Origin of the sequence: Kribbella sp. VKM Ac-2571 (genome assembly GCF_004362255.1) — a bacterium.
GTDB lineage: Bacteria > Actinomycetota > Actinomycetes > Propionibacteriales > Kribbellaceae > Kribbella > Kribbella pratensis.
Genome location: NZ_SNWS01000001.1, coordinates 520,838 through 533,707 on the forward strand (window position 1 = coordinate 520,838; position 12,870 = coordinate 533,707).

Annotated in this window: 13 protein-coding genes; 5 read left to right on the forward strand and 8 right to left on the reverse strand. The window is 70.0% G+C overall.

Going from position 1 to position 12,870, the window contains the following annotated elements:
* The first annotated feature begins 14 nt into the window (after positions 1-14).
* The 3 genes from EV651_RS02565 (at position 15) to EV651_RS02575 (ending at position 2,668) form a co-directional block, all read left to right on the forward strand.
* Positions 15-1,007 carry a DUF58 domain-containing protein gene (locus EV651_RS02565; RefSeq protein WP_238156606.1) on the forward strand — a complete coding sequence of 331 codons (993 nt, stop codon included), beginning with the start codon at positions 15-17 and terminating at the stop codon, positions 1,005-1,007.
* Entirely contained in the window at positions 1,007-1,960 is a 954-nt protein-coding gene (locus tag EV651_RS02570) for a VWA domain-containing protein (protein ID WP_133781517.1), read from the forward strand. Before EV651_RS02565 ends, EV651_RS02570 begins: the two co-directional genes overlap by 1 nt.
* Before the next feature lie 210 nt (positions 1,961-2,170).
* Positions 2,171-2,668: a DUF3145 domain-containing protein gene (locus EV651_RS02575; RefSeq protein ID WP_130380557.1), complete on the forward strand. Its 498-nt coding sequence runs from the start codon at positions 2,171-2,173 to the stop codon at positions 2,666-2,668.
* A gap of 218 nt (positions 2,669-2,886) precedes the next feature.
* Here EV651_RS02575 and EV651_RS02580 read toward each other — a convergent pair whose 3' ends face one another.
* The 6 genes from EV651_RS02580 to EV651_RS02605 form a co-directional block, all read right to left on the reverse strand.
* The gene (locus tag EV651_RS02580; RefSeq protein ID WP_133781519.1) at positions 2,887-4,311 is read right to left on the reverse strand and encodes an acyl-CoA carboxylase subunit beta; all 1,425 of its coding nucleotides are present in this window, start codon (positions 4,309-4,311) and stop codon (positions 2,887-2,889) included.
* Positions 4,312-4,444: 133 nt separating this feature from the next.
* Positions 4,445-5,680, reverse strand: a complete 1,236-nt coding sequence (fabF, locus tag EV651_RS02585) for a beta-ketoacyl-ACP synthase II (RefSeq protein ID WP_133781521.1) — start codon at positions 5,678-5,680, stop codon at positions 4,445-4,447.
* A gap of 128 nt (positions 5,681-5,808) precedes the next feature.
* Positions 5,809-6,057 (reverse strand): acyl carrier protein, encoded by a 249-nt coding sequence (locus EV651_RS02590; RefSeq protein WP_130380551.1) that lies wholly within the window; start codon positions 6,055-6,057, stop codon positions 5,809-5,811.
* A gap of 75 nt (positions 6,058-6,132) precedes the next feature.
* Positions 6,133-7,122: a beta-ketoacyl-ACP synthase III gene (locus EV651_RS02595; protein WP_133781523.1), complete on the reverse strand. Its 990-nt coding sequence runs from the start codon at positions 7,120-7,122 to the stop codon at positions 6,133-6,135.
* A complete protein-coding gene (locus EV651_RS02600) occupies positions 7,119-8,312 on the reverse strand; it encodes an ACP S-malonyltransferase (RefSeq protein WP_133781525.1) in 1,194 nt (397 codons plus the stop codon). The genes EV651_RS02595 and EV651_RS02600 overlap by 4 nt, the downstream gene beginning before the upstream one ends.
* Before the next feature lie 79 nt (positions 8,313-8,391).
* Complete coding sequence (locus tag EV651_RS02605) at positions 8,392-9,630, reverse strand: CdaR family transcriptional regulator (RefSeq protein WP_133781527.1); 1,239 nt, start codon at positions 9,628-9,630, stop codon at positions 8,392-8,394.
* Positions 9,631-9,640: 10 nt separating this feature from the next.
* Between EV651_RS02605 and EV651_RS02610 the strand changes: the two genes are divergently transcribed.
* Together EV651_RS02610 and EV651_RS02615 are read left to right on the forward strand one after the other, a co-directional pair.
* Complete coding sequence (locus EV651_RS02610) at positions 9,641-10,684, forward strand: PHP domain-containing protein (RefSeq protein WP_166658470.1); 1,044 nt, start codon at positions 9,641-9,643, stop codon at positions 10,682-10,684.
* Positions 10,681-11,688, forward strand: coding sequence for a pirin family protein (locus EV651_RS02615; RefSeq protein WP_133781530.1), 1,008 nt, complete (start codon positions 10,681-10,683; stop codon positions 11,686-11,688). Before EV651_RS02610 ends, EV651_RS02615 begins: the two co-directional genes overlap by 4 nt.
* Here the strand turns inward: EV651_RS02615 and EV651_RS02620 are convergent.
* Positions 11,663-12,187 carry a hypothetical protein gene (locus tag EV651_RS02620; RefSeq protein ID WP_133781533.1) on the reverse strand — a complete coding sequence of 175 codons (525 nt, stop codon included), beginning with the start codon at positions 12,185-12,187 and terminating at the stop codon, positions 11,663-11,665. The genes EV651_RS02615 and EV651_RS02620 overlap by 26 nt on opposite strands.
* Positions 12,188-12,222: 35 nt before the next feature.
* The gene (locus EV651_RS42895; RefSeq protein WP_133781535.1) at positions 12,223-12,864 is read right to left on the reverse strand and encodes a TetR/AcrR family transcriptional regulator; all 642 of its coding nucleotides are present in this window, start codon (positions 12,862-12,864) and stop codon (positions 12,223-12,225) included.
* Between the last annotated feature and the right edge of the window lie 6 nt (positions 12,865-12,870).

Consider the following 12,870-nt stretch of genomic DNA (forward strand, 5'->3'; position numbering starts at 1 on the left):
GGCCCGGAGCACTAATGCCCAACCGTCCAGATCCGCGGGTTGCGATGACGATCTCGCAGCTCGCCCCCGAGCGTGCGTTGCGGCGGCTGGAGCTGACCGTCGTACGGCGGCTCGAGGGCTACCTGCACGGGGAACACCTCGGCCTGCTCCCGGGGCCCGGCACCGAGCTCGCCGAGGCGCGGGAGTACCAGGTCGGCGACGACGTACGGCGGATGGACTGGGCAGTCACCGCGCGCACTACGGTTCCGCACGTCCGCGACCTGATCGCGGATCGTGAGCTGGAGACCTGGGCGCTGGTGGACCTGTCCGGCTCGATGGACTTCGGTACGTCGACACTAGAGAAGCGAGAGCTCGCCGTCGCGGCCGTCGCGACGGTCGGATTCCTGACCCACCGGCTGGGCGACCGGTTCGGTGGGCTGATGCTGCGGGACTCGGCGCTGCGTCGCTGGCCCGCGCGGTCCGGGCGGCTCGCGCTCTACGGCCTGCTGCGCGCGCTGCTGGCCGAGCAGTTCAACGGCGACGAGGAGGCGCACCGCAGCGATTTGGCCGCGGCGCTCGAGTCGATGGCGCGGACGCAGCGTAAGCGTGGGCTGCGGGTGATCGTCTCCGACTTCCTCACCCCGCACGACGGCGAAGTGGCCAGCCAGATCGAGCCGTCCTGGGAGCGCGCGATGCGCAAGCTGACCGCGCAGCACCAGGTGCTGGCGGTCGAGATCGTCGACCCGCGCGAGCTGGAGCTGCCGAACATCGGCGTCGTCACGATCGGTGACCCGGAGACCGGTGAGGTCCGCGAGATCGACACCCGGCGGCGCAAGGTCCGGGAGGCTTTCGGGACCGCCGCGCTCGCGCAGCGGGAACGAACGCGGGCCGCCCTGCGTAGGGTAGGTGCGGGGCACTTGGTGCTACGGACCGACCGTGACTGGGTCGCGGACACCGTGCGGTTCGTGCTCGCGTACCGGCATGTCGCGGCCCGTCTGCACCAACCGCCGAAGGGAGTGGCTCGCTGATGGAGTTCCTGTCTCCGGCCAGACTGTGGTTCCTGCTGCTCATCCCGCTGATCCTCGCGGGATACATCTTTCTCCAGCACCGCCGCTCGCAGTACGCGCTGCGCTTCACCAACATCGCACTGCTCGACCGGGTCGCGCCGCGCCGTCCGCAGTGGCGGCGGCACCTGGCCGTCGGGCTGGCGTTGCTGGCCGCGCTGACCTGTGTCCTGGCGTTCGCGCAGCCGAAGGCCAAGGTCAAGGTGCCGCGCGAGCGGGCCACGATCGTGGTGGCGATCGACGTCTCGCTGTCGATGATGGCCACCGACATCGACCCGAACCGGCTCGAGGCCGCGAAGAAGTCGGCCAAGAACTTCGTCAACCAGCTGCCGGGCAAGTTCAACGTGGCCCTGGTGAACTTCGCCGGTACGGCGTCGATCATCGTGCCGCCGACCACCGATCGGGCGACCGTGCTGCGCTCGATCGACGGGCTCGAGCTGGCCGAGTCGACCGCGACCGGTGAGGGCATCTACACCTCGCTGCAGGCGCTCACCCAGGTCCCGCCGGACCCCGAGCACCCCACCGAGCCGGCTCCGGCGCGGATCGTGCTGCTGTCCGACGGGAAGCGGACCGTCGGACGGACCGCCCAGGAGGGCGCGCAGGCGGCCAAGGCGAAGAGCACTCCGGTGTACACGATCTGCTTCGGCACCGACTCGGGGTTCATCGAGATGGACGGCATCCGGCAGCGGGTCCCACCGGACCGCGCCGAGCTGCGCTCGGTCGCCGAGATCAGCGGCGGCAAGGCGTACACCGCGGAGTCGGCCGGTGAGCTCGAGGACGTCTACAAGGACATCGGCTCGTCGGTCGGGTACGACGAGGTCGACAAGGAGATCACCGCCCGGTACGCCGGGATCGCGATGCTCTTCACCCTCGCCGCCGCCGGCGCCTGCATCGCCCTCGCCACCCGCTTTCCCTAGCAAGGTCCGCCGCGGGCCGGCTGAGATCGCGACACGACGGTGATGTAGTTGACACGGCGAGGTGGCTGGTGTTGGAGGGGGCTGTGGTGCAAGATGGACCAGAGTTCCGCGGGGCATCTCGTGATGCCTTGAGGGATCAGTAACACCAGGACCGACAGGCAAGTGATCGAGAACGCTGGGGAAGGCGCCCCTCGAGCACAGGAGGTCCCGGTGGCGACAACTCGTGGCGTTTTGTACGTCCACACGGTGCCGTCAGCGTTGTGCCCGCATGTCGAGTGGGCAGCGGGCGGCATCCTCGGCGTGCCCGTGAAACTGGATTGGACCCCGCAGCCGGCGGCCCAGGGCCAGTACCGGGCCGAACTGTCGTGGCAGGCTGAGGCCGGGACCGCGGCGAAGCTGGCGTCCGCGCTGCGCGGATGGCAGAAGCTCCGGTTCGAGGTGACCGAGGAGCCGAGCAACGGCGTCGAAGGCGAGCGGTACTCCTTCACCCCGGCGCTCGGGGTCTTCCACGCGACCACCGGCGTCCACGGCGACATCATGGTGCCTGAGGAGCGGTTGAAGGCGGCCATGCTGAAGGCGGCGAGCGGTGAGGCCGACCTGACCGAGGAGGTCGAGCGGCTGCTCGGCCGCCCGTGGGACGACGAGCTCGAGCCCTTCCGCTACGCCGGCGACGGTGCCCCGGTGCGCTGGCTCCACCAGGTCGTCTGAGGACTTGCTGAGAACTTCAGAAGAAACCGGTGAACCAGAGGACTTCGCCGAACTTTTGGGTGAGACTGGGCATCAGACGTTCTACAAGGGTGGGAGGGGCCGTGGCCGCTGGGCCACCGGGTGTCGGGACACCCCCGGTGGTTGTGAACAACAGCGGCCGCACCACGTGAAGGGCACGGATCTCCGGATCCGTGCCCTTCAAGCCGTTTCCGGGGCATCTACAGCGGGATGTTTCCGTGGTGGCCGCGGATCGGGCCGTCAGCCTCGGCCTTGGCCAGGGCGGTCGCGAGGGCCGAGCGGGTGCGGGTCGGTTCGACGACCTCGTCGACGACGCCGATCTCGATGGCCCGGTCGATGCCGCCGGCAATCTTCTCGTGCTCCGCGGCCAGCTCGGCCTCGACCTGGGGCCGAAGCTCCGGGTCCACGTCGGCGAGCTTGCGGCGGTGCAGGACCCGGATGGCCGCCACCGCGCCCATCACGGCGACCTCGGCGCGCGGCCACGCGAAGACCCGGGTGGCGCCCAGCGAGCGCGCGTTCATCGCGATGTACGCCCCGCCGTACGTCTTCCGTGTCACCAGCGTCACCCGCGGTACGACGGCCTCCGCGAACGCGTGCAGCAGCTTCGCGCCCCGTCGTACGACGCCGTCCCACTCCTGACCGACACCGGGCAGATACCCGGGTACGTCGACCAGCACGACGAGCGGTACGCCGAACGCGTCGCACATCCGGACGAACCGGGACGCCTTCTCCGCGGACAGTGCGTCCAGGCACCCACCGAGCCGCAGCGGGTTGTTCGCGATCACGCCGATCGTGCGGCCGCCGAGGCGTCCGAGTGTGGTGACGATGTTCGGAGCCCATCGCTGGTGCAGTTCCACCGAGGAGTCCTCGTCGAGCACCCCTCCGACCAGCGGGTGGACGTCGTACGCGCGTTTCGCCGACTCGGGCAGGAACCCGGACAGATCGGTGTCCGGGATCGCGGTCGACATCGTGCCCTGGTTGGCGAGCAGGTCGGTCAGCCGGCGCGCCTGCTCCAGCGCCGCCGCCTCGCTGTCGGTGGTGATGTGGACGACGCCGGACCGCCGTCCGTGCGGCTCGGGGCCGCCGAGGCGGAGCATGTCGACGTCCTCACCGGTGACCGAGCGGACCACGTCCGGGCCGGTCACGAAGATCCGGCCCTCCGGACCGAGGATGACGACATCGGTCAGCGCCGGGCCGTACGCCGCTCCGCCCGCCGCCGGGCCCAGGACGACGGAGATCTGCGGGATCTTCCCGGAGGCCTGCGTCATCGCGTAGAAGATCTTGCCGACGGCGTGCAGGCTGAGCACGCCCTCTGCCAGCCGCGCGCCGCCGGAGTGCCACAGGCCGATGATCGGCACCTGCTCCGCGCGGGCGACCTCGTAGGCCTTGACCACCACGTCGCAGCCGATGTCGCCCATCGCGCCACCCATCACGGTGGCGTCGGAACAGAACGCCACGACCTTCGCCCCGGCAATCCGCCCGCGGGCCGCGATCATCCCCGACAGGTCATCGGGGGTGATCAGCTCCAGACTGCCCGGATCGAGCAGGTTCGTCAGCCGGTTCACAGGGTTGCGTGGGTCCAGCTCACGGGGCAGTTTGGCGGGTTTTGCCGGGGCGCTGGTCATGGGGCCTCCCGGCCTGGACTGAGGAGCGGAGGGAGCGAAGCGACCGGAGCGACGAGGGAAGGCCGGGAGTCACAGCCCCATGACCCGCCGCGACGGAGTCGCGGCATCAATACGGTCATGTTGCCTCCAGGGACTACAGCGTTTTGAAGGCGATGGCGGCGTTGTGGCCGCCGAAGCCGAAGGAGTTGTTCAGGGCCGCGATGTCCCCGTCGGGCAGCTTGCGCTGCTCGGTCGCGACGTCCAGGTCGATCTCGTCGTCGAGCTTGTCCACGTTGATGGTCGGCGGCGAGACCCGGTTCTTCAGGGCGAGCACGGTCGCGACCGACTCGACCGCACCGGCGCCGCCGAGCAGGTGACCGATCATCGACTTCGGCGCGGTAGCGACCGCGTGGTCGGCCTCCTTGCCGAGCGCCTGCCGGATCGCGAGCGACTCGGCGATGTCGCCCTGCGGCGTCGAGGTGGCGTGCGCGTTGATGTGGAAGATGTCGGCCGGGGTCAGGTCGCCCTCGGACAGCGCCCGCAGCATCGCCCGCCGCGCACCGGAACCGGTCGGGTCGGGCTGCGCGATGTCGTGGCCGTCGGCGGAGATCCCCGCACCGGCGAGCTCGGCGTAGATCTTCGCGCCGCGCGCCTTCGCGTGCTCGTACGACTCCAGGATCAGGATCCCGGCGCCCTCTCCGAGCAGGAACCCGTCGCGGTCGACGTCCCACGGACGCGACGCCTTCTCCGGGTCGTCGTTGCGCTTGCTGAGCGCCTGCATCATCCCGAACGCGGCCAGCGGCAGCGCCATGATCGCGCCCTCGGCGCCACCGGCGACCACCACGTCCGCACGGCCGAGCCGGATCTGGTCGAGTCCGAGCCAGATTGCCTCGTTGCCGGACGCACAGGCCGACACCGGGGTGTGGACGCCGGCCTTCGCGCCGAGCTCGAGGCTGACGTAGGCCGCCGACGAGTTCGGCATCAGCATCGGGATCGCCAGGGGCGAGACCCGGCGCGGGTTCTGCTGCAGGGCGTCGTAGTTCGACAGGGTGGTGTGCAGGCCGCCGATCCCGGAGGCGACCGCGACGCCGAGCCGCTCCTTGTCGAGCCCGGAGTCCTCCAGGCCGGAGTCGGCCCAGGCCTCACGGGCGGCGACGAGCGCGAGTTGCGCCGTACGGTCGAGACGGCGGGCCTTGACGCGCTCGATGACCTCGGTCGGCTCGACCGCGACCGGTGCGGCGATCTGCACCGCCAGGTTCTGCACCCACTCGTCGGTCAGCCGCCGTGCGCCGGAGCGACCCGCCAGCAATCCTTCCCAGGTGCTGGTCACATCGCCGCCGAGCGGAGTCGTGGCTCCGAGTCCGGTGATGACGACTCGGGTCTTCGACATGGTTACCTCATCCTTCACATGAGCGTTCTGCGGTTGGGAGCGAGGGGTGGTACTGCGTGGTGCTCATCAGACTGCCTTGCGAAGAAGGGGCCCGATGAGCACCCGGGCCAGCGCGGGTGACGGTGACGTCAGCCGTTCTGGGCGCGCTCGATGAACGCGACCGCGTCGCCGACGGTCTTCAGGTTCTTGACCTCGTCGTCGGGGATCTTCACGTCGAACTTCTCCTCGGCGGCCACCACGACCTCCACCATGGAGAGCGAGTCGACGTCGAGGTCGTCGGTGAAGGACTTGTCCAGCTGGACGTCCTCGACCGGGATGCCGGCGATCTCGTTCACGATCTCGGCGAGGCTGGAACGGATCTCTTCGGTGCTGGCCATCTCTTGGTTTCCCTTTCGGATTTCTGCTGACTTACTGCCGGAGCAGCCACCTGAGCTACCCCGGACAACTATGGACTACGGGAGCCTGATCACCTGGGCGGCGTACACCAGCCCGGCTCCGAAGCCGATGATCAGGGCGAGGTCGCCGCTCTTGGCCTCGCCGGCCTCGCGCATCGCCGTGATCGCGAGCGGGATCGACGCGGCCGAGGTGTTGCCCTGGCGCTCGATGTCGCGGGCGATCTTCACGTGCTCGGGCAGCTTCAGCGTGCGGCGCATCGCGTCGGTGATCCGCATGTTCGCCTGGTGCGGCACGAACAGGTCGAGCTGCTCCGCCTTCACACCGGCCACGTCCAGCGCCTGCTGCGCGGCCTTGGCCATCTCGAACGACGCCCAGCGGAACACCGGGTTGCCGTCCATTGTCAGGTGCGGCCAGTTGTGGTTGCCGTGCACCTCCTGCCAGGACTCCTTCTGGCTGATCACCTGGTGCTGCGTGCCGTCCGAGCCCCACACGACCGGGCCGATCCCCGGTTCGTCGGTGGGCCCCACGATCGCGGCGCCGGCGCCGTCGGCGAAGATGAACGCCGTACCGCGGTCGGTCCGGTCGGTGATGTCGCTGAGTCGCTCGACCCCGATCGCCAGCACGTACTTCGCGCTGCCGCCGCGGACCAGGTCGTTGCCCATCGCGACGCCGTAGCAGAAGCCCGCACAGGCCGCGGAGATGTCGAACGCCGCCGCGGTCGGGGCGCCGACCTCGACCGCGATCCGGGTTGCGATCGCCGGGGTCTGGTACAGGTGCGTGACGGTCGCGACGATCACGCAGCCGATCTCGGCCGGGTCGACACCGGAGTCGGCGATCGCTTCCTTGGCCGCGTTCACCGACATCATCAGGACGGTCTCGTCCTCGCTCGCCCAGCGCCGCTCCTTGATCCCGGAGCGGGTCTGGATCCACTCGTCGCTGGAGTCGATCTGCTCGAGGATCTCGGAGTTCGGCACCGCCCGCCGCGGCCGGTACGACCCGATCCCGAGAATCCCGGCGTACTGCGCGCCTGTCGATGCGGTGATCATGCGGCGCCTCCGGCGGGGTGCAGACGGACCAAGGGCTGGCCGGGGGAGACCGGGTCACCTTCCTCGACGAGCCACTCGACGACGATGCCGCCGTGCGGTGCGGTCACGTCGACCTCGTCCCGCAGGCTCGCCACCTTCGCGACGACCTCACCGGCCTCGACGGTCGCACCGGTCTCCCGGAGTACGTCGACCTTGCGGGTGAAGGTGCCCTTGATCGGGGCGACCAGCAGGCGCCAGGTCGGGGAGGCGTCGATCTCGGACGGGCTGCCGTGCTTCTCGACGAACGCGCGGGCGTCGTCGAGCTGGTCCGGGGTCTTCAGCGCGAACGTCTCGACGCCCTTCAGAGCGCGCCGAGCGATGCCGGTCAGGGTGCCCGCCGGTGGCAGCTCCAGGATGCCGGTCACCTCGAGGTCGGACATCGTCTGCATGCACAGGTCCCAGCGGACCGGGGCGTTCACCTGGGTGACGAGGCGCTGCAGGACGTCGCGGCCGTCGTGGACGACGTGGCCGTCGCGGTTCGAGATCAGGCGGGTCCGCGGGTCGTGGGTGCTGATCGCGGTCGCGTACTTCGCCAGCGTCTGGACGGCCGGCTCCATGTGCCGGGTGTGGAACGCACCGGCCACGGACAGCGGGATCAGCCGGGCCTTCGCGGGCGGATCGGCGGCCAGCGCGGCCAGCTCCTCGACGGTGCCTGCGGCAACGATCTGGCCGGGCCCGTTGTCGTTGGCCGGCGTCAGGCCGTGCTCGGCGAGCTTGGCGAGGATCTCCTCGCGGTCGCCGCCCAGCACCGCGGTCATCGAGGTCGGCGTCAGCGCGGCCGCCGCGGCCATCGCCTTGCCGCGCTCGCGGACCAGGACCATCGCCTGCTCGGCGGTCAGCACACCGGTGCCGGCCGCGGCGGCGAGCTCACCGACGCTGTGACCGGCGACCGCGCCGACCTTCGCGAAGGCGTCGGCCGGGTGCGGGAAGACCGCCAGCGCGGCCAGCATGCTGGAGGCGACCAGCAGCGGCTGCGCGATCGCGGTGTCCCGGATCGTGTCCGCGTCGGCTTCGGTTCCGTAGTGGGCGAGGTCGAGGCCGGCGACCGCGGAGAGCCAGTTCAGCCGGCTCTCGAACACGGGATCCGTCAGCCACGGCTCGAGGAATCCTGGGGTCTGGGCACCCTGACCGGGTGCGACGATGACGAGCACGTGCCCCACTCTCCCTTACACCTGCCGGTCGTGAGCGCAAAGGCGAGCACGAATTCTCCCGGGCGGGTTTGTGGAGATCCTACAAAACCGTGCCGCCGGGCTCCGGATTGAGCAGGCGACCCAAGGTCAGTGCGACACGCAACGTGAAACTGTCGCGGGGATTCAGCGGGTTGTACCCCGTGATGTCCGCCACACGCTTCAGCCGGTACCGGACGGTATTGGCGTGGATGAACATCGCCCGGGCCGTCGCCTCGATCGATCCGCCGGAGTCCAGGTACGCCGAGACCGTGTCGAGGAGCACGCCGTCCCCCACGGTGAGCGGGGCGTAGACCTCGTTCGCGAGCTGCCGGCGGGCGTGACCGTCTCCGGAGAGTGACCGTTCCGGGAGCAGTTCGTCGGCCGGCACCGGCCGCGGGGCGCCCGGCCAGGCCGCGGCGGCGCGGAGCCCGGCGACGGCGGCTCGTGCCGAGGTCACGGCCGACATCAGGTCCTTCACGACCGGTCCCACCACGATCGGACCGGGTCCGAACCAGGGCGCGAGTTTTTGTACGATCTCCACAGGTTTGCTCGTACCGCCGAGTACCACCACCAGGCGGTCGCCCTGGATCGCGCACAGAGCGTCAGCACCCGCCTCGCGGGCCGCGTGCCGGACCAGGTCCGCGACGTTCGAGCCGGCGTTGGGGGTTTCGGCCGGTTCGGCGGCGGGAGCCCGGCCGACCACCACGGCCACCTCGGCGGCTCCCGTCGTACCGGCGGCTCCGGTCCAGCCGAGGGCGGAGGCGCGGGAGCGGACCGACTCGTCGGCCTCGCCGCGGATGACGGAGTCGACGAGAAGGGCTTCCAGGCGGGCGTCCCAGGCGCCGCGCATCTCGGCGGCCTGCGCGTAGACGGTGGCGGCGGCGAACGCGACCTCGCGGGCGTACCGCTGGATGGCCTCGTGGACGATCGGCACGTCGGCGGGTGGGAGCAGGGTGCCGATGGTGTTCTCGATGGTCTCGATCGTGGTCCGCACCAGGTCGACGGTCTGGTGCAGCGAGATCACCCGGGTGAACTCGCGCGGCGCGGAGCCGAAGATCCGGGTCGGCATCGAGGAGTGTGCCTCGGGGTCGCGGAACCACTCGACGAACGCCGAGATCCCGGACTGCGCGACCAGCCCGATCCACGACCGGTCCTGCGCGGACAACTTCCCGAACCACGGAAGCTTGTCCTCCATCGCTGCCATCGCGGCGGTGGCGAGCGCGCCGGTCGCTGCCTGCAACCGCTCCGCCCGCACCAGATGCGCACCCTTCGCCACGAACCGACCATAGACCGCTGCCATGATGGGATGCATGACGGACAACGCGGGCGTGGCGGAGGCCGTAGCGGCCCTGCGGGCGATCGGGTACTACCTCGAGCGTGACCGCCAGCCGACGCATCGGGTGAAGGCGTACCGGCGGGCGGCCGACACGATCGCCGCGTTGCCGGCCGCCGAGGTGCGGGCGCGCCGCCGCGCGGGGACCTTGACCGAGCTGCCGGGGATCGGGCCGAAGACCGAGGCCGTGATCATCGAGGCGATGGACGGCAAGACCCCGGCGTACCTGGTCAAGCTGGAGGGTGACGCGGGCGAGCTGACCGGCGCGGGCAAGGACCTCCGCGCCGACCTGAAGGCCGACCTGCATCTGCACTCGGAGTGGTCCGACGGCGGCAGCCCGATCGAGGAGATGGCGCGTACGGCGCACCGCCTGGGCCACTCGTACATCGCGCTCACCGACCACTCGCCGCGGCTGACCGTCGCCAACGGCCTGTCGCGGGAACGGCGGCTGCAGCAGCTCGAGGTCGTTGCCGAGCTCAACAAGAAGCTGCAGGACGAGCTCGACGGCTTCACGATTCTGAACGGTATCGAGGTCGACATCCTCGACGACGGCTCGCTGGACTGCGACTCGGAGATCCTGGCGCGGCTCGACGTCGTCGTCGCGAGCGTGCACTCCAAGCTGCGGATGGCCTCCGAGCCGATGACCGAGCGGATGGTCCGCGCGATCGCCAACCCGCACGTGGACGTCCTCGGTCACTGCACCGGCCGGCTGATCACGGGCGGTCGCGGGACGCGTCCGGAGTCGGAGTTCGACGCCGAGGTGGTGTTCGAGGCGTGCCGTCAGTTCGGTACGGCGGTCGAGATCAACTCCCGTCCCGAACGGCTCGACCCGCCGAAGCGGCTGCTCTCGATGGCGGTCGAGATGGACTGCGTGTTCTCGATCGACACCGACGCGCACGCGCCCGGCCAGCTCGACTGGCAGGTCTACGGCTGCGAACGCGCCGAGGACTGCGGTGTGATGCCGGACAGCGTCATCAACACCTGGGACCAGCAGAAACTCCTGGAATGGACGGCGTCATGAGTGATCTGGAGAAGGACCCGGCTGAGGTTGTCGGCACGGGGGACTGTGAGGGGCCTGCGCTGGAGATGCTCGAGGCGCGCGACGTCGTGCTGGGGCGGACCACGAAGGTACGCCGGCTGCTGCCGAACAAGAACCGCCGGATGGTCGGCGCCTGGTGCTTCGTGGACCACTACGGACCGGAGGACCTGGCGCAGCGCGTCGACTCGTACGACGTACCGGGGGAGCGTGGCATGCAGGTCCCGCCGCATCCGCACACGAGCCTGCAGACGGTGAGCTGGCTGTTCGAGGGCGAGATCGAGCACCGCGACAGCGTCGGATCGCACGCGCTCGTCCGCCCGGGTGAGCTGAACATCATGACCGCCGGCAACGGCATCGCCCACTCCGAGGTCTCGACCCCGGACGCCCCGCCGAGGCTGCACGGCGCCCAGCTGTGGGTCGCCCTCCCGGACGACGTCCGTACGACGACCGCACCCGCCTTCAACGCGTACGCCGACCTGCCGCGACTCGAACTCGACGGCGCGCAGGTGACCGTGATGATCGGGACCGTCGCCGGTGTCACCTCGCCCGCCCCGGCGTACACGCCGCTGGTCGGCGCCGACGTCACGATCGAGCCGGGCCGCACCATCTCGCTCCCGCTGGCATCGTCCAACGAGTACGCCGTCCTCGTGGTCGACGGATCGCTGACCGTCGGGGAATTGAACCCGGGCTTCGGCGAGATGACCTACCTCGGCGCCGGCCGCGACGCGATCGAGCTCGTTGCCTCGAGCAATGGTGTGCGGTTCCTCCTGCTCGGCGGTGAACCGTTCGAGGAGGAGCTGGTGATGTGGTGGAACTTCATCGGCCGCTCGCACGAGGACATCGTCGCCGCCCGGGACGCCTGGCAGGCCGCTATCGATGCTGGGGGCAACGACAGGTTCAGCATGGTTCCGGGGTACGACGGCGATCCGTTGCCTGCTCCGCCGCTGCCCGGGACAACGCTCAAACCGCGACCGCGGTCGCGCTGACCCGGCGCCGGTAGTACGCCCAGGTGACGACCAGCAGTGCGGGACCCCAGAGGTTGAGCGGCGCGTAGCAGGCCATCATCAGTACTTTCCAGCCCGTGCCCGAGAACGGGATGAAGTGGTCGGTGAACGCGTCGCGGAACCCGAAGGTCCAGATCGCGATCAGGGACAGCGATCCCAGGACGGCGGGCACGATCGCGGCGTACGGATGGACACGCCGGCCGCCGACGAACGGGATCCAGCGCGGCGCGACCTCGCCCCAGCGGCTGACCAGGCCCAGGGCGGTCAGCGCGACCAGTTCGGAGAAGATCGACAGCGAGACGACGTACGCCTTGGCGCCGACGCCGCCGAGGTGGGCGGGGTTGCCGTTGTCGTCCAGCATGCCCATCGATGAACCGAACACCAGGCCCAGCCGCCAGAGCCCGGACGGCAGGGTCAGGAACGGGATCGCGTGGGCGAGGACGTAGGCCCAGCGGGGGACGGGGCGCTCTGTTGTGCTCACGTTCCGAGCATCCGGCCTACCACCCCGGTGCCGCCTCACCCGTCGGAGTGAACCTGCTCCCTCCGAGGACCGATCCCTTGCTCGAGTACGTCGAACGCCCGGTCGATGACGGCCACCTGATCGCGGCGGACCTGCTCGACATCGTCGCCGGCCATGATCCGGCCGACGGGGGTCCGGAAGATCGTGATGATGGTCGCAGTCAGCAGGTTCGCGACCAGGCGTGCGGAGAACTCGTCGCCGGTCTCTTCGGCCAGTACGCCGGCCAGCATGTCGCCGATCTCGTGTTCCTGCTCGACCATGCGGGCCATCAGGGCGGGGCTGGACTGCAGCACGCTCCAGAACCCGTGCACACCCGCGATCGCGCCGGACAGCGGATGCCCCGCGGCGAGCAACTCGTGGTGATAGCGGCGCATCGCGGTGGTCACCGGTTCGCCGGCGGGCCGGTCGCGGACGACGGCCTCTAGTTCACGGAGCCGGTCGAGGTGCCGGTCCAGGTACAGGTCCTCTTTGCGTGGGAAGTAGTTGAAGACCGTCATCTTGGACACACCGGCCGCCTCGGCGATCTCGGCGACCGTCACCGCGTCGAACCCGCGGGTCACGAACAGGCCGGTGGCCACGTCCGCGATCATCCGCCGGGTCGCCTGCTTCTTGCGTTCCCGCAGTCCTTGCTCCGCCATGATCAG

Excerpts from the sequence above, each read along its gene's own strand:
- EV651_RS02595 (WP_133781523.1), bottom strand. The coding sequence starts at position 7,122 with ATGATCACCGCATCGACAGGCGCGCAGTACGCCGGGATTCTCGGGATC.
- EV651_RS02610 (WP_166658470.1), top strand. The coding sequence starts at position 9,641 with ATGACGGACAACGCGGGCGTGGCGGAGGCCGTAGCGGCCCTGCGGGCG.
- EV651_RS02590 (WP_130380551.1), bottom strand. The coding sequence starts at position 6,057 with ATGGCCAGCACCGAAGAGATCCGTTCCAGCCTCGCCGAGATCGTGAAC.
- EV651_RS42895 (WP_133781535.1), bottom strand. The coding sequence starts at position 12,864 with ATGGCGGAGCAAGGACTGCGGGAACGCAAGAAGCAGGCGACCCGGCGG.
- EV651_RS02570 (WP_133781517.1), top strand. The coding sequence starts at position 1,007 with ATGGAGTTCCTGTCTCCGGCCAGACTGTGGTTCCTGCTGCTCATCCCG.
- EV651_RS02605 (WP_133781527.1), bottom strand. The coding sequence starts at position 9,630 with ATGGCAGCGGTCTATGGTCGGTTCGTGGCGAAGGGTGCGCATCTGGTG.
- EV651_RS02580 (WP_133781519.1), bottom strand. The coding sequence starts at position 4,311 with ATGACCAGCGCCCCGGCAAAACCCGCCAAACTGCCCCGTGAGCTGGAC.
- EV651_RS02615 (WP_133781530.1), top strand. The coding sequence starts at position 10,681 with ATGAGTGATCTGGAGAAGGACCCGGCTGAGGTTGTCGGCACGGGGGAC.
- EV651_RS02565 (WP_238156606.1), top strand. The coding sequence starts at position 15 with ATGCCCAACCGTCCAGATCCGCGGGTTGCGATGACGATCTCGCAGCTC.
- fabF (WP_133781521.1), bottom strand. The coding sequence starts at position 5,680 with ATGTCGAAGACCCGAGTCGTCATCACCGGACTCGGAGCCACGACTCCG.